The organism is Enterococcus sp. MSG3290, assembly GCF_050555565.1.
Lineage (GTDB): Bacteria > Bacillota > Bacilli > Lactobacillales > Enterococcaceae > Enterococcus_B > Enterococcus_B faecium.
The window spans coordinates 1862626-1884934 of record NZ_CP187862.1; the positions used below are offsets into that span (position 1 = coordinate 1862626).

Annotated in this window: 24 protein-coding genes; 6 read left to right on the top strand and 18 right to left on the bottom strand. The window is 36.2% G+C overall.

All coding sequences use genetic code 11. The annotated features are described in order from the left end of the window. Positions 1–18 precede the first annotated feature (18 nt). Positions 19–453 carry a GNAT family N-acetyltransferase gene (locus tag IGL31_RS08930; RefSeq protein WP_002290819.1) on the top strand — a complete coding sequence of 145 codons (435 nt, stop codon included), beginning with the start codon at positions 19–21 and terminating at the stop codon, positions 451–453. A 77-nt stretch (positions 454–530) separates the two neighbouring features. On the opposite strand, the gene ntdP is transcribed toward IGL31_RS08930, so the two are convergent. The 3 genes from ntdP to recX all read right to left on the bottom strand — a co-directional run bounded on the left by ntdP (position 531) and on the right by recX (position 3126). Continuing rightward, positions 531–1064 carry a nucleoside tri-diphosphate phosphatase gene (gene ntdP, locus IGL31_RS08935; protein ID WP_002290817.1) on the bottom strand — a complete coding sequence of 178 codons (534 nt, stop codon included), beginning with the start codon at positions 1062–1064 and terminating at the stop codon, positions 531–533. Between the two features lie 93 nt (positions 1065–1157). Next, positions 1158–2336 carry an A/G-specific adenine glycosylase gene (mutY, locus tag IGL31_RS08940; RefSeq protein ID WP_002296955.1) on the bottom strand — a complete coding sequence of 393 codons (1179 nt, stop codon included), beginning with the start codon at positions 2334–2336 and terminating at the stop codon, positions 1158–1160. Beyond that, positions 2329–3126 (bottom strand): recombination regulator RecX, encoded by a 798-nt coding sequence (recX, locus tag IGL31_RS08945; protein WP_025478199.1) that lies wholly within the window; start codon positions 3124–3126, stop codon positions 2329–2331. The genes mutY and recX overlap by 8 nt, the downstream gene beginning before the upstream one ends. Before the next feature lie 106 nt (positions 3127–3232). On the opposite strand from recX, the gene rlmD reads away from it, so the two are divergent. Further along, on the top strand, positions 3233–4615 hold the full coding sequence (rlmD, locus tag IGL31_RS08950; RefSeq protein ID WP_002295399.1) for a 23S rRNA (uracil(1939)-C(5))-methyltransferase RlmD: 1383 nt from the start codon (positions 3233–3235) through the stop codon (positions 4613–4615). Positions 4616–4788: 173 nt separating this feature from the next. Here rlmD and IGL31_RS08955 read toward each other — a convergent pair whose 3' ends face one another. Next, positions 4789–5367 carry a lytic polysaccharide monooxygenase auxiliary activity family 9 protein gene (locus IGL31_RS08955; RefSeq protein WP_002292856.1) on the bottom strand — a complete coding sequence of 193 codons (579 nt, stop codon included), beginning with the start codon at positions 5365–5367 and terminating at the stop codon, positions 4789–4791. A gap of 321 nt (positions 5368–5688) precedes the next feature. Between IGL31_RS08955 and IGL31_RS08960 the strand changes: the two genes are divergently transcribed. Continuing rightward, positions 5689–6159 carry a TspO/MBR family protein gene (locus IGL31_RS08960; RefSeq protein WP_002292857.1) on the top strand — a complete coding sequence of 157 codons (471 nt, stop codon included), beginning with the start codon at positions 5689–5691 and terminating at the stop codon, positions 6157–6159. 107 nt (positions 6160–6266) lie between these two features. Here IGL31_RS08960 and IGL31_RS08965 read toward each other — a convergent pair whose 3' ends face one another. From IGL31_RS08965 to IGL31_RS08985, 5 genes are all read right to left on the bottom strand, one after another. Then, on the bottom strand, positions 6267–7493 hold the full coding sequence (locus tag IGL31_RS08965; protein ID WP_002295400.1) for an LCP family protein: 1227 nt from the start codon (positions 7491–7493) through the stop codon (positions 6267–6269). 754 nt (positions 7494–8247) lie between these two features. Then, the gene (locus tag IGL31_RS08970; RefSeq protein ID WP_002292860.1) at positions 8248–8448 is read right to left on the bottom strand and encodes a cold-shock protein; all 201 of its coding nucleotides are present in this window, start codon (positions 8446–8448) and stop codon (positions 8248–8250) included. Positions 8449–8581: 133 nt separating this feature from the next. Then, a complete protein-coding gene (locus IGL31_RS08975) occupies positions 8582–9190 on the bottom strand; it encodes a superoxide dismutase (RefSeq protein WP_002298541.1) in 609 nt (202 codons plus the stop codon). Positions 9191–9274: 84 nt separating this feature from the next. Beyond that, positions 9275–9745 (bottom strand): GtrA family protein, encoded by a 471-nt coding sequence (locus tag IGL31_RS08980; RefSeq protein WP_002292862.1) that lies wholly within the window; start codon positions 9743–9745, stop codon positions 9275–9277. Positions 9746–9792: 47 nt separating this feature from the next. Next, on the bottom strand, positions 9793–10707 hold the full coding sequence (locus IGL31_RS08985) for a cation diffusion facilitator family transporter (protein ID WP_086300174.1): 915 nt from the start codon (positions 10705–10707) through the stop codon (positions 9793–9795). Between the two features lie 145 nt (positions 10708–10852). Here IGL31_RS08985 and IGL31_RS08990 point away from each other — a divergent pair, with 145 nt between their 5' ends. Further along, positions 10853–11656 (top strand): DUF1189 domain-containing protein, encoded by an 804-nt coding sequence (locus IGL31_RS08990; protein ID WP_002289147.1) that lies wholly within the window; start codon positions 10853–10855, stop codon positions 11654–11656. 177 nt (positions 11657–11833) lie between these two features. Further along, entirely contained in the window at positions 11834–12781 is a 948-nt protein-coding gene (locus tag IGL31_RS08995) for a phosphoglycerate dehydrogenase (RefSeq protein ID WP_086300175.1), read from the top strand. A gap of 67 nt (positions 12782–12848) precedes the next feature. On the opposite strand, the gene IGL31_RS09000 is transcribed toward IGL31_RS08995, so the two are convergent. The 7 genes from IGL31_RS09000 to mltG all read right to left on the bottom strand — a co-directional run bounded on the left by IGL31_RS09000 (position 12849) and on the right by mltG (position 18367). After that, positions 12849–13142 (bottom strand): HesB/YadR/YfhF family protein, encoded by a 294-nt coding sequence (locus IGL31_RS09000; protein WP_002289149.1) that lies wholly within the window; start codon positions 13140–13142, stop codon positions 12849–12851. A 27-nt stretch (positions 13143–13169) separates the two neighbouring features. Beyond that, the gene (locus tag IGL31_RS09005) at positions 13170–13835 is read right to left on the bottom strand and encodes a potassium channel family protein (protein ID WP_002289151.1); all 666 of its coding nucleotides are present in this window, start codon (positions 13833–13835) and stop codon (positions 13170–13172) included. 139 nt (positions 13836–13974) lie between these two features. After that, the gene (locus tag IGL31_RS09010) at positions 13975–14607 is read right to left on the bottom strand and encodes a response regulator transcription factor (RefSeq protein WP_002295404.1); all 633 of its coding nucleotides are present in this window, start codon (positions 14605–14607) and stop codon (positions 13975–13977) included. Positions 14608–14613: 6 nt separating this feature from the next. Then, entirely contained in the window at positions 14614–15681 is a 1068-nt protein-coding gene (liaS, locus tag IGL31_RS09015) for a two-component system sensor histidine kinase LiaS (RefSeq protein WP_002318624.1), read from the bottom strand. Continuing rightward, positions 15678–16409, bottom strand: a complete 732-nt coding sequence (gene liaF / locus IGL31_RS09020) for a cell wall-active antibiotics response protein LiaF (protein ID WP_002295408.1) — start codon at positions 16407–16409, stop codon at positions 15678–15680. Before liaF ends, liaS begins: the two co-directional genes overlap by 4 nt. A 167-nt stretch (positions 16410–16576) precedes the next feature. Further along, the gene (gene greA / locus IGL31_RS09025; RefSeq protein ID WP_002295409.1) at positions 16577–17056 is read right to left on the bottom strand and encodes a transcription elongation factor GreA; all 480 of its coding nucleotides are present in this window, start codon (positions 17054–17056) and stop codon (positions 16577–16579) included. Between the two features lie 135 nt (positions 17057–17191). Next, entirely contained in the window at positions 17192–18367 is a 1176-nt protein-coding gene (mltG, locus tag IGL31_RS09030) for an endolytic transglycosylase MltG (protein ID WP_002295410.1), read from the bottom strand. Positions 18368–18531: 164 nt separating this feature from the next. Between mltG and IGL31_RS09035 the strand changes: the two genes are divergently transcribed. Beyond that, positions 18532–19692, top strand: a complete 1161-nt coding sequence (locus IGL31_RS09035; protein ID WP_002328614.1) for a serine hydrolase domain-containing protein — start codon at positions 18532–18534, stop codon at positions 19690–19692. 38 nt (positions 19693–19730) lie between these two features. Here the strand turns inward: IGL31_RS09035 and IGL31_RS09040 are convergent, their stop codons facing one another. Together IGL31_RS09040 and IGL31_RS09045 are read right to left on the bottom strand one after the other, a co-directional pair. Further along, entirely contained in the window at positions 19731–20678 is a 948-nt protein-coding gene (locus IGL31_RS09040) for an NAD-dependent epimerase/dehydratase family protein (RefSeq protein WP_002328615.1), read from the bottom strand. A 201-nt stretch (positions 20679–20879) separates the two neighbouring features. Continuing rightward, positions 20880–22304, bottom strand: coding sequence for a lipopolysaccharide biosynthesis protein (locus IGL31_RS09045; RefSeq protein ID WP_086300176.1), 1425 nt, complete (start codon positions 22302–22304; stop codon positions 20880–20882). Positions 22305–22309: the final 5 nt, after the last annotated feature.

The window sequence follows — 22309 nt, forward strand, 5'->3', positions numbered from 1 at the left end:
AAGGAAGGTGGCTAGACCATGAAAGTTGTACAAACAAAAGATACAATGAGCAATATTTACTTAGATGCTGTACGGATCAGGCATCAAGTTTTTGTAGTCGAACAGGGTGTGCCTTTGTCTCGAGAAATAGACAAAGATGAAGCCCATTGTATCCACTTCGTCCTGTACTCAGATAAAAAAGAACCGCAAGGAACTGTACGTCTTTTGCCTTTAGAAAACGGAAAAATGAAATTACAGCGGATGGCGATTCTTTCTGAATACAGACACCAAGGGTTAGGAAAAATATTGATTGAAGAAGCAGAAAACTTTGCTAAGAATCAAGGCTATAATACGATTTTATTAGGGGCACAGTCCACAGCTGAAACTTTTTACGAAAAACTAGGATATACAGCTTACGGCGATCCTTTTGAAGATGCTGGCATGCCTCATATTTATATGAAAAAGACTTTATAAAAATTTATTTCGAAAAAAGCAAAAAACAGCAAGCTTTTGAGAAAAATCTCTCACTGGCTTACTGTTCTTTTTTGTGTTTACTTACGCGACAATTGCTTGTAACGGTTATACCAAATATCAATATAGCCTTCCGAGAACGGGCCATCTCCATTATTGATCCAGTCAACCAGAATCTTCACATTTTCTTTTAGGATGAAGTCAATATCGTTCGGATAATTCATCATTTTGCTGTGCATCTCATATTCATCGACATCCAATAGTCGTTTCTCGCCGTCAGGAAATACCTTGATATCCAAGTCATAGTCGATATATTTCAAGGCCTCATCGTCCAGCAAAAAAGGTGAAGCTAGATTACAATAATAGGAAACCCCCTTTTCTCTGATCATTGCTATTACATTGAACCAGTATTTTTTATGAAAATAAACAATCGCTGGTTCGCGCGTTACCCATCGGCGTCCATCAGATTCAGTGACTAATGTGTGATCATTCACGCCGATCATAGAGTGTTCGCTTGTTTTTAATACCATGGTATCTCGCCACGTTCGATGCAATTTGCCGTCGTGCTTGTAACTTTGGATCGTCACAAACTCTCCTTCTTTTGGAACTCCCATAGCAACCCTTCCTTAAGCAGCATTTTGTGCTTTGTGTTTGGGTGTTCATTACACCGACATCATAATTATTATATCAATAAAAATGAGCTTTGCCTAGAAAGGATTCCTATTGTTTCGATTTTTCTCTAACTGATCTACCAGTTTCATTTGGACCTTAGGAAAAACGACCGAATCAAATGCATCAGGCTTCAACCACTTCGAAGTTTTGTTCTCGGTAAATTCTTGTTCTGCTCCCTCGGTTGCCCGTCCGTAAAAAAGGAGAACATGCCATTTCAGATGACTAAAAATATGAGTAACTTCTCCTAAATGTCGTGTCTGCCAAACAAAGAGTTCCTGCTTTTCAAATGGGAGATTTTGCTCTTCTTCTGCTACTAGGTCATCAAACAGATCGATTTCTGGCTTTGTTTCCCATTCTTTTTTCAATCGCTCATACTCCTCTTGTGTCACTTCCATCATTGGAAATGTCCACATATTCGCCAGCAATTTTTGGCTATCTCTTTCTTCAAAATAATACGCTCCAGAATGATTTTGAAGAGCCGCACTGATATAATAAACGTCTTTTGGCTTTGCTTTTTTTGTTTTTACAGGAAAACTCGTTTGGATTCCTCGTTTGTTAGCTAAACAAAAGGCTTGGATCGGACAAGTCTCACACTTTGGAGAAGTTGGTGTACAGATAGCTGAACCTAGATCCATCATTGCTTGGTTGAATTCACCTGGATGCTTTTCATCAATGATTTTCCGCATCGCTTCATCAAAGATTTTCCTGCTAGAAGCTTTTGCGATGTCTGCTTCAATGCAAAACAATCTGCTGACTACTCGCATCACGTTGCCGTCAACCGCGGGTTCTGGAAGTCCAAATGCGATACTTGCAATCGCGCCTGTCGTATATGGTCCTATTCCCTTCAATGAGCTAATTTCTTCAGGCGTTTGCGGCATTTCCCCATCAAATTCTGACATGATCTGTTTAGCAGCAGCTTGGATGTTCCGGGCTCTTGAGTAATAACCAAGGCCCTCCCATGCTTTTAAAAGCTTTTCTTCTGGAGCATTTGCTAGCTCTTCAATTGTAGGAAACCATTCCATGAAACGATAAAAATAATCGATCACTGTGTCTACTCTGGTTTGCTGAAGCATGATCTCAGAGATCCAGATACGATAAGGATCACGATTATAGCGCCAAGGCAGGTTTCTTTTTTCTTGTTCATACCATTGAATGAACTGATCTTGAAATTCTTTTGTTTCTTTATCTGTCCATTTTTCCCATTCTTTATTCACTTTCCTCTTCCTTTTCCGTAATGAATCGCTGGATCATATCCAAATCAAATCCTTTTTGATATAAGCTTTGCTTTACTTTTAGATTTCTTTTTTTAGGTTCAAACCTTAAATTTCTTCGCCATAGTTTATCCCCTTGTTTGACTAAATAATCATATTCTATTTCTTGATCTGCTTCTTGCGGAAGATCAGCCATCGCTTGTTGGATCACTTCTTGAGAAAAGCCTTTCGTCATCAATGTTTGTTGGATTTTTCTCAATAATTCTTTTTGGCTTTTTCCGTGATTTTTTCCAAACGCTTTTTCGGCTGTCTGATGTGCATTTTGAACTTGGTCTTCAAATGTATATTGGCTGAGCGCTTGTTCAATGATTTCAGGTTTCAAACCTTTTTGCTGCATCTGCTGCGCTAATTTCTTTGGTCCTTTGTCACTTAAGCGCATATTCGTGCGCACATAACTTTCCCCATAGACCAAATCATCGACAAGGTCCAATTCTTTTAAGCGGACTACGATTTTATTTCGATCTTCTTGAAGGATTTCCTTTTCTTTTAAGTATGTTCGGATTTCTTTTTCCGATCGCAACTGATAACTTAAGTAATTCATTGCTAGGTGAAAACCGAAATCAGCTCCGCTACTCTTCTTGATCTCTTGGATAGTTTCTTCGTCTAATTCCCGTCCTTTTAATAATCGATAGCGTACTAATACATCTTCAGATACTTGTAAAGCTTCTCCTTCAGATAAATCTACGCGATAGAAAGGGCCTTTGCCTTTACTGATTCTCGTAACGGTTAACATAAACATCCTCCTCGAACATATATTCTCTATCATACCACAGAAAATCCCCGTAATCAGGTATTATATGTTAGAATAAACCACAGAAAAAAGAAAAAGGGAGATACTTATGGCAGAAACAATTGTCAAAACTGGACAAACGGTTCCTTTGAAAATCAAGCGTTTAGGCATAAATGGTGAAGGAATCGGTTATTTCAAACGGTTGATCATATTTGTTCCATATGCACTACCAAAAGAAGAAGTACTAGTGAAAATCACGAAAGCAACTCCTCGCTATGCAGAAGGAGAATTAATAAAAGTCAAAAAAACAAGCAAAGATCGCGTAGTGGCACCATGTCCTGTTTACTATGAATGCGGTGGCTGTCAATTACAACACTTAGCTTATCAAGCTCAATTGGATTTTAAAAAGGATCTGCTTTTGCAAGCATTGGAAAAATTCAAACCAGCAGGCTTTCGATCTTATCAACTTTTGCCGACGATCGGGATGGATGAGCCTTGGCATTATAGAAACAAAGCACAATTTCAGTTACGAAAAAATAAGCAGACTCAAAAAATTGAAGCTGGTTTATACGAAGCAAACTCTCATCAGTTAGTCCCTATAACAGACTGCTTGGTTCAAGAACCTCGAACACAAAAAGTAATGAATACTGTTGTTCAACTATTGAATAAATTTGATGCACCCATCTATGATGAACGGACAAACAGTGGAATCTTCCGCACAATCATGGTTAGAATCGGTGTCAAAACTGGGGAGTTACAAGTTGTTTTTATTACTCGCAGTAAAAAATTCCCGCAAAAAAACGCAATGATCCGTGAGATCAATGAACGACTGCCCGAAGTTGTTTCAATCATGCAAAATGTCCAGGCACAAAAAACGTCTCTCGTGATGGGGGATGAAACGATCCACTTATGGGGAAAAGAAGCCATTGAAGAACAAATCAATGAAGTGACTTTCGATCTTTCTCCTCGTGCCTTCTTTCAACTCAATCCTCAGCAGACCGAATTGCTTTATGGCGAAGGAATTAAAGCATTAGATGTCCAGCCTAATGAAACGATCGTGGATGCTTATTGCGGAGTTGGGACGATCGGCTTAAGTGTAGCAAAACAAGCCAAAGAAGTACGGGGAATGGATACCGTTCCTCAAGCAATCGCTGATGCAAAAAAAAATGCGGAAAGATTAGGATATCACAACACTCGATATGAAGTCGGGACAGCAGAGCAAGTTCTGCCTAAATGGTTGAATGAAGGTTTTCAGCCTGATGGTATCATCGTAGATCCACCACGTACGGGTTTGGATAACGCATTGATCCAATCATTATTGAAATACCCTCCAAAAAAACTTGTTTATATCTCCTGTAATGTTTCTACACTTGCCAGAGATCTGGTTAATTTAAGTAAAAAGTTCAAGATTGAATATTTACAGTCTGTCGACATGTTTCCTCAGACTGCACGTTGTGAAGTTGTCGTGAAGATGACGAGACTCGCTGACTAAATGAAAGAGGTTGTGAAAAAGTCTGCCCTGCATCAAGTAATAAGAACAGCCAAACAAAAATAGCTCTTCATGTTTTATGAATACTGTACTTGTGACCGAAGAGTTAACAGGAGGACACTATTTATTTAAAAAAAGGGTTGTGACATAGTTTTTGTCACAGCCCTTTTTGATTATTATTGGATATTCACGTCTATCACTTGATAAAATGCATTTGTCGTATCGCTGATATTCCATACTGCTAAAATCACATTATATCCTTTTCGATCCTGCGGAAGTGTGATCGTTTGGTTGACTGTTTTTGGTGGAACAGTTGCTTTGTCGTCTATTTTTGTGATCAATTCAAAATCACTAAATTTCAAAGGTTGATTAGGATTCCAAGTTGGTTTTGTAATGTAGTAATCCCAAGTACTTGTCCGATGTTGTGCTGTTAAATTCCAAGTAATATTTAATGTTCCTGGATTAACCATGTTTTTATGCCATCTGTTAGATGTCTGTTCATCTAAAGGCTCAAAGCCGCTGACTCCTGCACTAGCAATTTTTCCATCAATGAATGTATTTTTGGTAGCTTCGATACTTTGCGGTTCCCATTGTGCTCTTCCGACATTTTGATTTAAGTTTCCTGCTGCTGATGTTCCTAGGTATGCACGGCTTCCTGGAGAAGTAATATAACCATGCGCAAAACCTGGAATGCTAAAACCGAACAACCCTAAACTAACTAACCCAATAAACAATAACGTACTAATCTTTTTCATGTAGAAACCTCCTTCATTTGATAACCACATTGTAAACGCTTTATTGTATTAACACAAACATTATGCTTTTATAATTTTATGTTGAAGTAAAAAAGGTGAAAAAAGTAAGATGCAGATTATAATAGAAGTAGACGAGAAAAGTACAAATAGAAAACATGAGAATCAAATCATATGATCTTTTTCAAAAACATCATTCATATAAACAAATGTTCAACTTTTTAATAACAACAATTATCAATTTTTTTCTTACTTCACAAACTAAATACAGGTCTTGCTGTGAGCCTTCATGGTAAACTACTATTATAGAAAGGAGTTAGTAAAATGAAGATGATAAAAGATATTCGTTTTTGGGTTTGTGTTATAGGAATTGTCATATTAGGCTTTTTATCAGGGTTGCTTAGCGGAAATCCCGGAGAATATTACTATTCTTTGCAACTTCCACCATTTGCACCACCTAGCTGGATATTTGGGCCGATGTGGACCTTACTGTATATATTGATGGGTATTTCTCTTTATTTGTTACTTAATCACAACAACAAAAAACAGCGAAACAATCTTGTCGGTCTTTTTGTGATTCAGTTCATTTTTAATTTTATATGGTCTGCTCTATTTTTTAATTTAAGAAATATTTTCATTGCAGCAATCGATATTACACTTTTAGTTATTTTCTTGTCAGTGCTTATGTATCAGTTGTGGCTGCATCATCGCCTGGCAATGTGGCTCATGATTCCTTATTATTTATGGGTACTATTCGCAACTCTATTGAATTATTCAATTTATTTTTTAAACTAAGGGCTAAAAAGAGACGTCCTGTAATTTAACACATAGAAAAAGTGCCACCTAAGTTAGATTTTTTGTCTAATTTAGGTGGCACTCTTTATTAACCAAACTATTTTTTTCTAGTACCCACTTGTTGTTCCATACTCATTATTCTGGTCATAACCATAACCATTTTGTTCCTGTCCAGCGTAAGGATCATAACTTTGAGTATCTTGACTTGGTGTATAGTACTGACTTGTATCTTCTGTTTGCTGATAATAGGTATTCGGATCTTGGTACTGATCATATGTGTTTTCTGAATAGGAAGAATAATCGGTGTACCCTTCACTATTCGATCCATCACCGTTTGTCGAATCGCCATCTTCCGAATCATCAAAGAACATCATTGAAGCATTCTCATTTTTCAAATTAGGTAATGTATCGCTTGTTTTTATATTTAATTGTTTCTTCAGTTCATTTTGGATCGAAAGAAGATCATTTTTTCCTAAAATTTGATAGTAGATATCATTGATCATTTGTCCTTCGCCTTGCAACTGGTCTTGTTTGATTGTTTCAAACGCCGGGGTGTAGTTCGTCGCTACATCAAGCATGTCATCCCAATCTAAGTCCGTCGTCACATTGTTCTCAACTGCTTTTAAAATTTTTCTATAATTGCTTACGCCATCTAAACTTAAAACTTTATTGACGATTTTCGTCACTACTTCCCGCTGACGACGTTGTCGACCAATATCGCCTTCTGGATCTTCGTGTCGCATTCGAGAATAGGCTAAACCTTTTTCTCCATTCAATGTTTGTTCACCTACTGGTACATGGACACCATCCAAAGTAAAGTCAATTTTATTATTCACTTTGATGCCACCGACCGCATTGATCAAATCTTCCATGCCATCCAAATTGATCGTTACATAATGATCAATAGGAATATCGAGCAGTTGCTCAATTGAATCCATGGCCATTTCGACACCACCAAATGCATAGGCATGATTTAATTTATCTACCGTTCCATAACCTACGATATTCGTATAAATATCTCGGTCCAAACTGATGATCGTTGATTTTTTTTGTTTCGGATTAACTGTTACTACCATCATCGTATCAGAACGTCCTTGTTCCGTTCTTCCTAATCCACCGGTATCTAAACCTAATAGCAAAACCGAAAAAGGTTCTTTGTCATCAATGCTTACTCTCTCAGAACGTTTGGAGGATATTCGATTAGAGTTTTTAGAAATTTTGTTTACTGTTTGGCTCGCTTCTCCCATAAATCTGATTCCGTATGCTGATAATCCGGCAATCAGCAAAACGAATACCCCTAACAAGGTTAATAGAACTTTTTGCCATCGCTTCATAATACACCTCTGTTTCACATTTTCTAAAATATTGTCTCATATAACTGTTCAATCAGCAAATTCACTTTTTAATCATAAGAAAACTTTAAAAAACATTTTTGTGTAACGATTATTATTTTTTAAAATTTCTCAAAATTCTTAACTATCATACCATACCGTGAAAAAGATCGAAAGACCGAATACACGCAGTTCGCAATCGTTTTATCTTTTTTTATGTATTTTTTCCAGAAAAAGCGAACAACAAGGTATTTTCCAAATAATCGTGCAGTAAAATGATCGCACATACCTTTCTCATCTTTTTAACAGTCTTTGCCTACCGTTCAGATTATCATTCGATTTCACGAAAATTTCTTCCTATGACTGGTCCTTTTGTTAAACCCATCTTCTATTCGTTTTATTTCCAGCTCACTGCATGGCTATTAAAATGACTCGAACTAGTGATTGCATTACCATCATCTTTTAATGGATAGATATGCTCCTCTTCAAAGTAAAACGATTTTCTTTTAAAGTAATAGAATTGACATGGTAATGAGTATGTATACTAGTGGTTTCACAAATGGTCTTTTATTCAACATCCAAAAAACTGAAATTTCTTTAAAATCTATTACTAACGAAGAAAATGTTCCTTGCTTGATAATTAGTTAGGACATGTCAAGTGAACAAATGCATTTACTTAGCCAAAAAATCTAAAAACTTCATAAATAGACAAAAAGACACGACTCTCTAAGAAGTCGTGTCTTTATTCAACAAATTATTATAATTTAGTCACTTCAGCAGCTTGAGGTCCGCGTGCACCTTCAACAATCGTGAATTCTACTTCTTGACCTTCTTCTAGGCTCTTGAAGCCGTCTCCTTGAATTGCTGAGAAATGAACAAATACGTCATCTCCGCCGTCTACTGTAATAAACCCAAATCCTTTTTCATTGTTGAACCATTTAACCGTTCCGTGTTCCATAAATGTATAGCCTCCAAAAAAGTTCTTGCAAGTAACCTTGCAAGAACATTATACCCAATTTAGAAAACGCTAGCAAGCTTTCGCTCTTTTATTTTCCAAATTATTTTTAAGACTGATATGACGGAGGAAATGGTTATTTTGCTGCTTCGAAACGTTTGTTTACTTCATCCCAATTAATAACATTCCAGAATGCTGCAATATAATCTGGTCGGACATTTTTATATTTCAAATAATAAGCATGTTCCCAAACGTCCAAACCTAGAATTGGTGTCTTTCCTTCCATCAATGGAGAATCTTGATTTGCAGTAGAGGTAATAGCTAATTTTCCATTTTCCATTACAAGCCAAGCCCATCCAGAACCAAATCGTCCAGCGGCTGCTTTTTTGAATTCTTCTTTAAAAGAAGAAAAATCACCAAAAGCTTCATTAATCGCTTCTTTTATTTCTCCTGTAGGTTCGCCACCAGCATTTGGTGCCATGATTTCCCAGAAAAATGAATGGTTAGCATGTCCGCCACCATTGTTACGTACAGCTGTCTTGATATCTGTTGGAATAGCGTCCATATCAGATAATAATTCTTCTATTGTTTTTTCGCCTAATTCTGGGTATTTCTCAATTGCTGCATTTAAATTCGTCACATAAGTATTGTGATGCTTATCATGATGCAGATGCATCGTTTCTTCGTCAATATAAGGTTCCAATGCGTCATATGCATAAGGTAGATCTGGTAATGTGTAAGTCATAAAAAAATTCCTCCTCAATGTTTTCTTAATAATGTCTACATTACAAAGAGTAACAAAGAGAAGGAAATTCTTCAATTGTTATGCCTAGTCGTCTTTTTCACTTTGACCTACTTCTTCTTCAAAAACCTCAGTTTCTTTAAAAATAAACAACTTGCTGAAAATATAGTTCGCAAGGATAACAATAATTTGAGTGATGATTTTCGCCACATACTCATTGCTGTTCATAACATTGATCAACAATACCATTGCCCCCATGTCCAATCCGTAAGAAAGGATACGGTAGAAGAAGAACTTACCGCATTCAATAAGTGCATGTGTAAAATTCGGTGATTTTGAATGGAATACCCAAAGTTTGTTCGTTACAAAAGCAAACAATACAGAACAAAACCACGAAATAGAATTGGATAAGGCCATACTTAAATCAAAATATTGGCGTGCGAGAGCAAAACTAACAAAATTTACAATCGTAGCCAAACCACCAAAAAAGAGATAGACTAGTATCTCCCAATATCCTTTTGCTTCTAAATATCCTTTTAACTGTCGATACTGCTTCATGAGCCAACCTACCTTATTAAAAATTCTTATTTATCATACTCTATATTTCAATAACTTTCATCTTTATTTAAAAAAATTAATTTTTTTTGATCCTTTGCCTTTGTCTCTGCTTGGATCGTCACATGTGTAATACCATATTTTAATTTTAATAAAGAAATTATACGAGGATATATCTTTTCAATCTCGCTTAGTAGCTGATCTTCAAAATCAATATGTCCGTCGAAAATAATTATCTTTTCGCTATACTGCCAAATATGGACATGATGAACATCCTTTACCCCATCGATTGCTTCAATTTCTTGTTCCATTTTTTCATAGTCGATAGCAGGTGCACTTTGTATCAAAATAGCGGCAGCTTTTTTGATCACCATTATCGCTTCTATCAATATATATATCGAAATGATCAGTGTAATAACTGGATCGATCCAGTAGATATCGAAAAAACGGATCAAAATTGCTCCGATAATCACACTTACCGAAGACAGTGTATCACTTAACAAATGCAAATAACTAGATTTTATATTCAAACTTTCATCTGCTTCTTGTCGTAATAATAATACTGAGAACAAATTCGCGAGCAATCCAATAACTGCTACTGTTAGCATCAAATGACTATTTATCTTTTCTGGTGAAGTGAACCGCTTGAATGCTTCAACGGTTAAAAACAAGGATAATATGATCAATATGAATGAGTTGATGAAAGCACTCAATATTTCTAAACGCTGGTAGCCATACGTACGTTTTTTATTTGCTTCTTTTCGGGCCATTTTTTGTGCCCCGTAAGAAAAAATAATTGCCAATGTATCACTAAGGTTATGAAAAGCATCTGAAACAAGAGACAAACTCCCTGACATAATCCCTCCAATAAATTCTGATAAAGTGATCACCGTATTCAAAACCACTACTCCAAATAGTTTTTTTGATGATCTCTGTGGCTGTGTAGGCACTATTCCTTCCTCCATTTTATTTATATTGGATAGTCTTTAGACAAGAATAACATTTTTTTGATATTTCACCAATCATTCAGCTGTTTCCCTAAAGCACTTGTATTTCACTTGATACTTCGCTAGAATTGCAAGTGATGACACTACTAGATGAGGAGTACTTATGACAACAAAACAATTAATTATCAGTTCCTTTATACGATTCAAAGACCTAAAGGAGGCGAGAAATGTCCCATTTTGGAAAGCCATTGTCTATCTTTTAGTTTTGAGTATAATTATGGCTTTGCCAATCTCTTTTCAAGTTTTTCAAGTCTTAAACAACATTCAATTGGATGGGCAAAAGATTGCTACTCGCATTCCTGATTTTACAATCCAAAACGGGCAGCTTCAAACCGAAGAAAAAGAAGGATTCATTTACCAAACAAACTCCATTATCTTCACATTTGATCCAGAGGGAAAACGAACAGAACAGGACATCTCTACTGATTTGATGGGGAATTTTGTTAGTGTCGGGATGTTAAAAAACAAACTTATCATAGCTCTTCCTAATACAGGCACGACTTCTGCTTTGTTGAACAATAACCAATTAGAACTTCCCTACACCAATGAATCTTTAAAAAACTTAACAGGTAAGCAGCTCCGTTCTTTTTTAAGTGAAGCATCTATACCACTTTGGATAAAAGTCCTGACATTTATATTTTCTATTTATCCTAGTTTTCTGAATCTGCTGATCACTTTGCTATTTACCAACATTGCTGCTTTTCTCTATGCACGCTTTCGACTAACAAAAGCTACTTTTCTTGATTGTTTAAAAACATTGATCTATTCAATTTCATTGCCTACTATAATTGCAACAATCTTGATGGTCTTTCTTCCTTCTTTTGACACTAGCGCCTTCATTGCTTTTGCAGGAATCTTTATTTTTGCTCAAGCTGTCAAAGGATGGGCAAAAATATCGATCAATTAAGAAATAAAGACAACTCGTTATTTCTACTTCAATAGACCCTTTTAGAGGTTGTGACATTTTTTTGTCACAGCCCCTTTTTTATTTGAAAAATATTTCTTTCTCAAAAAACAAGCAAGGCGCTTCAAAGTTCTTCTTGTATGCGCTACACTTAGAGTAAAGAAAGGCGGGAAATTAACTATGTCAGAAAGAATCATTTATGCAGATCGTCCATTTCGTGATGAATTTATCGAAGAAATCCATACTATAGCGCCTGGTTATATCTTTAAAACAGAATTACAACCAGAGGATCTACAAAATGTAGAGATCAGTTTGGGCTGGAACTCAGACTACCAAGAAAAACTATTAGCCTCTTCTACCTTGAAATGGGTCCAATCTATCTCAGCTGGTGTTGATCAGCTACCCCTTGAGACTTTTTCAAAGAAACATATTTTACTTTCAAATGGTAGTGGCATCCACAGTGAATCGATTACGGAGCATGTCTTAGGAATCATCCTTGGGTATTCTCGTGGTCTTTTTCAAGCACAAAAGGCACAGAGTGACATGAAATGGTTAGGTTCATCGGTCCATTACCAATCTATCCAAGGGAAAAAAATACTAATCATTGGAACTGGCCATATTGGAAAAATGATTGCAAAAAAAAGCAAAGCATTAGACATGAACTGCTATGGAATCAATACATCCGGTCATCCAGCAGAAGGAATGGAAAAGACTTTTTCTTTAAATCAACTAAAGGAAGTTCTTCCTGAAGTAGATTTCGTAGTCAATATCTTACCTCTAACGGAGGAAACAACTGGGCTCTTTGATCAGCATATGTTTGAACACTTTGATCCAAAATCTGTATTCATCAATGTTGGCCGTGGTGCTTCTGTTAAGACACAAGATCTGGTGCAGGCTTTAAATAACCAGCAACTTTCCTTTGCAGCATTAGACGTTTTTGAGGAAGAGCCTCTTCCACAAGATCATCCTCTTTGGAAAATGGACAATGTACTGATTACTTCCCACATTGCAGGTTTGACACCTGATTTTCAAAAGAAATTAATGGCTATTTTTTTAACCAATCTGAAAAGCTACTTTGCCACCCATGAGCTTCAAACCAATCAAGTAAAATTGTCTGCAGGATATTAATAGCTGAAAACAATATTTTCAAAAGAAAAAAGAGAAGGTGACAAAAATTGTGTCACCCTCTCTTTTTTTATTGTTTTTTAAAGTGATAGGTTGGCTCCTCCAGGTTGGGATCATAATCAACAAGTAAATCATATCCTTTAAAGAACCATTCATCTGCTTCCTCGATAAAAAAAAGTGTCCCATCCATTTCCACTTTCTTTACAGGATGTTCTGGCTGTTCAACTGACATTCCAATCGAAAAACCATCATGAACCTCTGTTTTGCCGTAGACTTTTCCAAAAAAACGTATTCCGTAAGTTTCTGGCAGATCAATTTCTGAGTCAAACCACTTTTGTGCTTTTGGCGTTACCGTTAATTTCATCCCAACAACCTACTTTCTCTTTTCTTTCTATTGATTCATCTTATCGTCTAGAATATCCACATCGCCTGTCTCTCCAATAACCAGTAGATTATCATTTTCACGAACATATTCATCTGCTGCAGGAGAAGCGATAACCGTTTGATCTACTCTTCGTATGGCGACTACTGTTAAGTCAAAACGTTGCCTGAAATTTAATTCAGCTAATGTTTTGTTGAAAAATTTAGGATTGGAGACTCGGATTTCTGCTAAAGAATATTTATCTGACAGCTCTAAGTAGTCTAGAATATTCTTTGATACTAAGTTATGTGCAATCCGTATCCCCATGTCTCGCTCAGGGTGTACGACACGATCTGCTCCGATCTTCTCTAGTACACGGGCATGGTACTCATTTTGGGCTTTTGCTAAAATATTCGGTACGCCCATTTCCTTTACCATCAGAGTAACTAAGATGCTGGCTTGGATATCTTCTCCAATAGCGACAATTACATGATCGAAATTTCTTATACCTAATGAACGAAGTGTCATCTCATCCTGTGCATTTGCCACAACAGCATGAGTGGCTATATTCATATATTCATTGACTCGATCTTCATTACTGTCAATAGCCAGTACTTCTTGTCCAGCTTCGATCAGTGTACGGCAGATGCTTCCGCCAAATCGTCCAAGGCCTACAATTGCAAAATTTTGTTTCACCATTTTCCTCCTTTAGTATCTTCTTTTCTCAGTATAACAAAGCCTTTCCAAAAACAAAAGCAAGCATCATTATTGTAAAAAAGCCAAGAAAAATAATAGTTATTTTCTCAGCTTTTGATTATCCTCTTTATCATCGTTTTTATTTCACCAAACCATGTTTAAACGCATAGATAGCTGCTTGAGTTCGGTCTTCTACCTCTAACTTAGCTAATATATTCGACACATGCGTTTTAACTGTTTTCAGTGTGATAAACAATTCATCCGCGATTTCCTGATTACTTTTCCCTTCAGAAATCAGCATCAAAATTTCATTTTCTCGATTCGTTAATTCTTCATGCAATACTGGATCATTTCGCCGACTCATTTTTTCCATCATTTTTGTTGTCACTTCAGGTTCCAATACTCGCTCGCCGCGTTGCGTAGCCCTTATAGCATCAGCTATTTCATGTGCGGTAGACGTCTTCAATAAATATCCTGCTGCTCCTGCTTCAATTGCAGGATAAACTTTTTCATCATCAATAAAACTTGTGACGATAATGATTTTGGCTTTTGGCCAATCTTTTAAGATTGCTTTTGTTGATTCGATGCCATCCATTTCTTCCATGACTAGATCCATTAAAATGACATCTGGTCGAAGTGCCATCGCCTTTTCATAGCCTTGACGTCCATTTTCAGCTTCTCCAATCACTTCAATGTCTTCTTGGATAGATAAATAAGAAGAGACGCCTAAGCGTACCATTTCATGGTCATCTACTAATAAAACTTTTATCATCTTTATCTATGCCTCCTTCATCAAAGGGACCTTGATCTCCACGCTCGTACCTTGCCCTTTAAAACTAATGATTTTTACTGTTCCACCAATACCAGCTACTCGTTCTTTGATATTGTTCAATCCATAACTTCCCGTTTTGGTTTCATTCATATTAAATCCTGTCCCGTCGTCAATGATACGTAATAAAAGATTGTTATCTATTTTATGCAAATAGACTTCTAATTCATTAGCCTTAGCATGTCTTAATGTGTTTGATAACAATTCTTGAACGATTCGGAACAAGTGATCCTCAATGGAACTAGTTAATTTTACATCTTCTACATCCCATTTTAGCGAAATCTGGATTTTATTCTGCAATTCCTTCAATAACTGCTCAATGCCTTGTTTTAAACTTTTTTCTTCTAAATTGACTGGACGCAGATGAAGAAGCAGCGCACGCATCTCAGACTGGGAAGCGTTGATGATCTCTGCCACCATTTTCAACTGCTTACGGAACATTTCTGGTGTCTCACTTTTTTCTGCTTGCTCCGTCAATGCCGACATCATCATCATCGCTGCAAATAATTGCTGTGAAACTGAATCATGAAGCTCACGAGCTAATCGATGCCTTTCTAATTCTAAAATCTCTTCTTTGGTTTGTCCATCTACATATTGAGGACGGCTAGTCATAATCTGTAATTCACTGGATACTTCGATCATTTTTTCTTTTATTTTAGTAATTTCCATATCAATATCTTTGATGTACAGATCATCCGACGCGCTTGGGATCGGCTGATGCAAAAGTTTGGATTCATAATTGCCAGAAGAAAGTGCACGAAGCTTTTCTTCGATTTTCCCGTATTTTGCCTTTTGAATAAGTGATAACAATAGAAATACGATCAATCCTACACCTAATGAAATTGCCATCAAATGGAAGATAAGCGGAACGTATAATAAACGCGCACGCAGCAATTCTCCCCACCAATGACTTTGGTTACTGGCATAAAAATAAGTGAAAAGTGAAAATAGAATAATAAGGAAAGCCGCAATCCCCGAATAAACAGCTAGCATTGCTTTGGATATTCTTCCCATCATATTCGTATCACCTCGACATCTCCAACCAAGGTATTGGTAATGATCTTCAATCTGCGAGGATTTTCATCATAATCACTGCTGCAGATTTTGATCTGTTCGTTTTTTAAGGAAAACTGCTCTTCTTCAAACAAGACATTTCCTACTAATGTCGCATGCTCTAATCGAATAGCCACTCCCAGGGGTACTAAGATCCGTGTTCTGCCTATCCCTTTTCTTACAATCACAATATTATCATCTTTTGGCAAAAGTGTATTGCCCAAATCGATGATAGTATCACCAGAAATGATGGCAATGTTGATGTCATCCCATTCATAGACGTCGTTTCCAATACGTTGGTTACCAAATAATTGCTGTCTTTTACGCTCATTATTATGTGTTTTTAATTGCTCTGTTTGGACCATCATGATCTGTTTTTTTCGCCAAAAAGCATTTTTTGTCAAATCTATTCCTGAAATCTCTACACCTTTCAGCCCGATAAATAAAACGGCCAATACAACCATCATCCATAAAGCAGGACTGTTGACTAAGCTAAAAAAAATGACCAAGCTCCCTAAGATCAATTGAAAATTTTGAAATTTAGTACGAGGATATTTGCGCATAGCTAGATATATATTGAAAATACCGAATATTACTAAAAGCAAAAGTCCAGTATTGTTTACGATTTGCCAAACAGCAAATAACAGCAGCAGTGCTTCGACTACCACAAAAAAACGCCAAGAACTATTCATCGCTTTTTCTCCCTCCTGACACATTCTCATTTCATCATACCTATTTTTTTGACTGTTGGCTATAGGACTTTAGATGTAAGATCGTTCAGTGAAACCTGCAATACTCAAAGAGAAAAGATCTAGAGTGCGTCATCAGTAAGATGAACTCTCTAGATCTTTCAGTCAGACTACGCTTGTTCTACTTTGACGATTTTAACTAACATATCGCCACCTGGTGTAGCAATGGTTACTTCATCATTTTTACGTTTGCCAATCAATGCTTGCGCGATAGGAGAATCATTGGAAATCTTTCCAGAAAACGGGTCTGCTTCAGCACTTCCGACAATCGTGTACTCTTCTTCATCTCCATCAGGCAACTCGATGAACGTAACTGTTTTACCGATCGATACCTCATCTGCATCTACGCCGTCATTATCGATGATTTGTGCAAAACGGATCATATTTTCAATTGTTGTGATTCTTCCTTCAACAAATGCTTGTTCATCTTTAGCTGATTCGTATTCGGAGTTTTCGGAAAGATCTCCGAAACCGCGAGCGATTTTGATTCGTTCAATGATTTCTCCGCGTTTAACTGTTTTTAGTTCTTCTAATTCTTTTTCTAATTTTTCTTTACCTTCTAGAGTCATTGGATAAACTTTCTCTACCATGTGTAACGTCTCCTTTTTTCGATAAAATACCGCAAAAGGTAATCTTTTGAGGAATATAGTCCAAAAAAGATTACCACGCTTTTCTTAAAATGTAAATGTTTTTCTAAAAATGATCAATGACTAGCCCCTGTTTTTCTAAGAATTATTTACATATTTTTGCACTAGTTCCATATGTTCTTCATACGTTTTAGCGAAATAAACATTTCCAGTGCTCGTATCTGCTACGAAATAATAATAGTCATTTTCTGCTGGTTCTAATACTGCCTTGATTGCCTCTTCGCTTGGATTGTCAAAAGGACCAGGCCCATAGCCGGTATTGGTATACAAATTGTATGGTGAATCTACAGCTGTATCTTCATACGTCACCAATTCTTTATGTTCTCCTAATGCATATAAAACAGAGATATCTGACTGAAGTGGCATATTTGCCTTGATTCGGTTAAAGAAGACTTGTGCAATATTTTTACGATCATTTTCTTTTACGCCTTCTTTTTCAACTAGAGAGGCCAAAGTTAAAACTTCTTGTACAGTCAAATTTTTCTGTTTGATAGCTGAATAATAGTTTTGCATGACCGTATTTGTCTTGTTCACCATCTCAATCACAAGATCCTTAAGCGAAGTACTCGTGTAGTAATCATAAGTAGCTGGGAATAAGTAGCCTTCCAAACGGTATTTTGTGTTCTCAGCTTTAGAGGCACTTTCCAACAATTCTGGGAATTTTTGATACAACTCGTTAAAGAAAGTCTCATCATTTACTAAATCTAAAAATTCTTTCTTGTCTTTACCAGTTACCTTCGCTACCCGCTCAGCAATCTGATCGATGTCGTAGCCTTCTGGAATGGCAATTTTCCCATCTGCAACTTTTGTTGGCTCAGATGTGCCGCCTTCTTGCAACTGCTTGCCAATCTCATCAAGAGTCATATTAGGCGCTAACTGATAATAACCAGCTTGAAAGCCAGTTAAGTTTTTAAATTTTGTATAATAATTGAAAACAATCCCACTTTTAATAATATTGTCTTTCTCCAAAATTTCGCCAATCTGCTTATTAGAAGAGCCGCTTGGGATTTCCACTTGGACTAATTGGTCGTCCGATTTATCTAAAGGCTTCAACCCGCTATCTACATAACGATATACGGTAAACCCGAGAAATCCGCCAATAATCAATAATGTAAGAGCGATCACTAAAATGATCTTCCTCACGATCTTATCTTCTTTTTTACGCAGATTTCTCCGCTTGTCGATTATATCTGCTGTAGCTGCCTTACTGGCTTCTTTTTTGTCTTTGCTTGGGTGTTGTTTGTTTCCTGACAAAACAACTCCTCCTTACTATCATCTTCGTAACTCTGTTTATTATACATGAAATTTCTACTGCCGTGAATTATTTTACCAAATATTATGTCAAAATTGTAAGTGGCAAATGCTCTTTTTGAGGATTACAATGAAAAATAGTTAAAAATGGATAGAAAGGAATTAACATGGCAAAAGGAAAACATCAAAAAAAACAGCAGATCTCTCTTTCTTTTCTCGCAGTTTTGTTGCTGGCTGTCAGCTTCTTTTCAACAGGCATCATTACAGGATGGCAATTAACAAAACAACCTCAACCACAAATTTATAAAACGGAACCCGCACAACTTGCTTCCAATTTAACATCTAATGAGCAGATGCTTGCCAGCAAAATTGATCAATTACTGCAAAAATCAGATTATATCGGTTCGATTTATGTACGCAAAAATAATCGAGTGATATTAGAAAAAGGATATGGGTACGCAAATCTACGCATAAAAGAATCGAATTCTCCTTCTCTTTACTATCAAATCGGTTCGATCCAAAAAGCGATGACTGCTTTACTTATCCTAAAACAAATTCAATCTGGCAAGATAACTTTTGACACAAAGCTATCTGAATTTTATCCTCAGATTCCTGGAAGTCAGCAAATCTCAATCAAAAATATGCTTTACATGCGCTCTGGTCTTCATCGAACCGCTTCTCCAAAAAAACCTATGTCAGATAGTGAGATCATTCAGTTTGCCCTTCATCATTTGAAATTTACTGATTATGATACGTATCATTATGAACCATTAAATTATACATTGCTTACAGGGGTATTGATCAAACTAACGAATCAGCCTTATGAAACTCTTTTAAAAAAAGAAATCATTCGGCCACTCCATCTAGAACATACAGATTTTTATGAAAATGTAAAAAATTCCCCTCAGCATGCTGTATCTTACCAAATGTCTGCAACTGACGATTATTCAAAAGCATTGGTCGAGCCTGAAACAGACATCCGAAATGAATTAGGCACAGGAAATATAAGTATGTCTGTTTATGACTTGAACAAATTCTTTACTAGTGTTCTGTCTGGCGATATTATACCAAAAGAACTACTTTTCTCATTGTGGCAAAATAATGGTGATAAACATCCTTACAGCGGCGGTGTTTACAGTGGAAATGATTATATCCTTGCTCAGGGAAATATCAATCGATTCCATGCAGTAGTGGCAATGAAAAAAGACACAAAAGATGCAATCGTCATGGAAAGTAATATCCAATCTGATAAAAACATCAAATTGCCGGCCACTGATTTAAGAAATCAGATTTACGAACTGATGGAAGGTGTTAATTTAAAAAGCTAAGTCGAAACAAAAAACCAGCAGGATGCTGGTTTTTTGTTTTAATCGATTTCTGTCTTTAAATAACGTTCCATTCCGTTCAATATATCAAATTTGGGTTGATAACCTAAAGAACGGATCTTTGAAATATCCGCTAAAGAATCACGAATATCCCCTGAACGTTCTGCTTCATATTTAAGCGCTAGCTCTGTTCCTAAGATTTGATCAATTGAATGGATCAATTCAAGTAGCGTAGTGCTTTTTCCTGTACCGACATTGAATTGCTGTCCTAAAGCTTTTTCTTCCTTAGCAACAAGTAAAAGTGCTTGTATAACATCTTCTATATAAACGAAGTCTCTAGATTGGCTACCATCACCAAATAAAGTAAATTCTGCTTTTTCTCCTGCCAATTGTTTTTTGTATCGGTCCACTAGAATCGAAATAACTCCGCTATATGGAGAGTTAGGATTTTGATTTGGACCATAAACGTTAAAAAATCGGACAGCACTAGTCGGAACATCATATAAATGACAGTAATCCAAAACATATTGTTCTGCTGCAAACTTATCGATGGCATATGGTGTTAAAGGACGGATGACCGATTCTTCTTTTTTTGGCAACGTTGGTTCATCGCCATAAACTGCAGCTGATGAACTAAACACCAATCGTTTTAAACCAGATTGATATTTTCGTGCCAATTCAAGCAATAAAAGCGCACTGTCAAAATTTACACAATGAGTTTCTAGAGGACGTTCTACAGAATCTGCCACACTAGCTACAGCAGCTAAATGAAAAATATAGGCAAACTGATACTCTTTCATGATTCTTTCCATCAATTGAGGATCTGATACATCCCCCTCAATGAAAGTCACTTGTTTCTCCATATCCAAGTTTTCTTTTTTTCCCATTGATAAATCGTCGACTACTACGATTTTGTTTTCTTTTCCCAAATAATTCGCTAGCGTTGAACCGATAAAACCAGCTCCGCCAGTAATCAATATAGTATCCATCAAATTCACTCCAATTATGCATTCTCATACTTAATACAGTTAGTTTACCATTTTTAACCAGGAAAAACTATATAAAGAATATACTGCCAGTATGTGCTGATTGCCGAATTTAACAAATTAATCGCTTCAAAAAATAAAAACAGCAGAGTAAATCCTAATCGGACTTACTCTGCATTATTTTATATTTCAATATAGCTTAGCTTAACGATCTTTTAGTAGAGAGCGGAATTCACCAAAGCTAGCAAGGAAGCTGCGATGTACATATAGCAAATAAATCACATAAATCAAGCTATAGATACCTAGACTAATAAAGTTACCGCCAAACCAGATGTTACTAAAGATAAAAGCAATCGTTAGAATCGTTTCTACCAATTGTCTGTATCCAACAGGTAATTTCATTCCACGACAAAGAAAATATTCTGCTAAATTACATCGAAACGCTAGACTCAACAATATCAAGCCTACTGCTAAATTCAAGTTACCTATCACAAATATAATGACTAATGAAGCCACTAATGAAAAGGATAGCGTCATCACATTGACCATCAATATCGTTTTTTCTTTACGCAAGCTCTTTAAATACGTATTGATAAGTAAAGACATTCTTCCTTCATAAATGACGATTGGAAACAAGATTCCCATAAAATTCAGACTTTCCGTATATTCGGGTAGCCACATGGTCAAAACAATTTTTGCTGGGACGTAAAAAATCAATAAACCATAGGTTAAAGGAACAAATAAGTCCCGTAAGATACGGAAGAGTTCAGGGAGTCTTTGCTGATTTGTCCTTCTTAATAATGGAAACATAACAATTCCTACTGCATTGACAAATGTTAGGAACATATTTGAAATACTCAATGTAAAGGATAGTTTACCAAAAGTTTCAATTGACCATCGTTGTTGTACGAAGAATCGAATAGTTCCAAGAATGAGCATGCTAGCAATACTACTCAACATTAACTTACTACCAATATTGATATTATCAAAAATTTCAGGGACAAGTTCTTTTAGACTAATCATATTGACTTGCAACATATCTTTGATTCGAGACATTCCCCAAAGTGTCACGATCAATTTAGAAGCGATATCCATAATGATCAGCCAATAAAAATCTCTGCCGCCTAAAGCAAAGTAAATAGCAATAAACAAGACATAAAGATAGCGATCATTCCTAGAAAGCTGTGCATATTCTTTTATTCGATTCGTCGACTGGAAAATATACAGAATAAAAGTTTTAACGATCGTAATCACTGAAACAACAGCTGTCAATATTAAAATAAGTGATTGGGAACTGTTTGGCATAAAGAAATAAGCCCAAACAACTATAGCTATTGAAACAAAGAACTCAAAAATCGTTAGATACCAAAACTGTGATCCGAGCGAGCGTTTATCAAGTTTATTATATTCTTCCCCTCCTATTTTTAAATAGATTCCATCAATCCATCCAAAATGCAAAAAGCCTACGTATGAAGAATAGAACACATACAACTGCCAATAACTATACTCTGTTACTCCCAATAGTTTTGGTACAAATAAATTAAGCAAGATTGAGACACCTAATGTAGCAAAATTTGCGGCTACTGTATAATAAAGATTTTTTATAACTGATTTTGCTTTAGTATTCATATTGA

Excerpts from the sequence above, each read along its gene's own strand:
- ntdP (WP_002290817.1), bottom strand. The coding sequence starts at position 1,064 with ATGGGAGTTCCAAAAGAAGGAGAGTTTGTGACGATCCAAAGTTACAAG.
- IGL31_RS08960 (WP_002292857.1), top strand. The coding sequence starts at position 5,689 with ATGAAGATGATAAAAGATATTCGTTTTTGGGTTTGTGTTATAGGAATT.
- liaS (WP_002318624.1), bottom strand. The coding sequence starts at position 15,681 with ATGATGGGAAGAATATCCAAAGCAATGCTAGCTGTTTATTCGGGGATT.
- liaF (WP_002295408.1), bottom strand. The coding sequence starts at position 16,409 with ATGAATAGTTCTTGGCGTTTTTTTGTGGTAGTCGAAGCACTGCTGCTG.
- IGL31_RS08995 (WP_086300175.1), top strand. The coding sequence starts at position 11,834 with ATGTCAGAAAGAATCATTTATGCAGATCGTCCATTTCGTGATGAATTT.
- IGL31_RS09035 (WP_002328614.1), top strand. The coding sequence starts at position 18,532 with ATGGCAAAAGGAAAACATCAAAAAAAACAGCAGATCTCTCTTTCTTTT.
- IGL31_RS09010 (WP_002295404.1), bottom strand. The coding sequence starts at position 14,607 with ATGATAAAAGTTTTATTAGTAGATGACCATGAAATGGTACGCTTAGGC.
- recX (WP_025478199.1), bottom strand. The coding sequence starts at position 3,126 with ATGTTAACCGTTACGAGAATCAGTAAAGGCAAAGGCCCTTTCTATCGC.
- IGL31_RS08985 (WP_086300174.1), bottom strand. The coding sequence starts at position 10,707 with ATGGAGGAAGGAATAGTGCCTACACAGCCACAGAGATCATCAAAAAAA.
- IGL31_RS09040 (WP_002328615.1), bottom strand. The coding sequence starts at position 20,678 with ATGGATACTATATTGATTACTGGCGGAGCTGGTTTTATCGGTTCAACG.
- IGL31_RS09000 (WP_002289149.1), bottom strand. The coding sequence starts at position 13,142 with ATGAAATTAACGGTAACGCCAAAAGCACAAAAGTGGTTTGACTCAGAA.
- IGL31_RS08990 (WP_002289147.1), top strand. The coding sequence starts at position 10,853 with ATGACAACAAAACAATTAATTATCAGTTCCTTTATACGATTCAAAGAC.
- IGL31_RS08980 (WP_002292862.1), bottom strand. The coding sequence starts at position 9,745 with ATGAAGCAGTATCGACAGTTAAAAGGATATTTAGAAGCAAAAGGATAT.
- IGL31_RS08955 (WP_002292856.1), bottom strand. The coding sequence starts at position 5,367 with ATGAAAAAGATTAGTACGTTATTGTTTATTGGGTTAGTTAGTTTAGGG.
- greA (WP_002295409.1), bottom strand. The coding sequence starts at position 17,056 with ATGGTAGAGAAAGTTTATCCAATGACTCTAGAAGGTAAAGAAAAATTA.
- IGL31_RS08970 (WP_002292860.1), bottom strand. The coding sequence starts at position 8,448 with ATGGAACACGGAACGGTTAAATGGTTCAACAATGAAAAAGGATTTGGG.
- IGL31_RS08930 (WP_002290819.1), top strand. The coding sequence starts at position 19 with ATGAAAGTTGTACAAACAAAAGATACAATGAGCAATATTTACTTAGAT.
- IGL31_RS08975 (WP_002298541.1), bottom strand. The coding sequence starts at position 9,190 with ATGACTTACACATTACCAGATCTACCTTATGCATATGACGCATTGGAA.
- IGL31_RS09045 (WP_086300176.1), bottom strand. The coding sequence starts at position 22,304 with ATGAATACTAAAGCAAAATCAGTTATAAAAAATCTTTATTATACAGTA.
- rlmD (WP_002295399.1), top strand. The coding sequence starts at position 3,233 with ATGGCAGAAACAATTGTCAAAACTGGACAAACGGTTCCTTTGAAAATC.
- IGL31_RS08965 (WP_002295400.1), bottom strand. The coding sequence starts at position 7,493 with ATGAAGCGATGGCAAAAAGTTCTATTAACCTTGTTAGGGGTATTCGTT.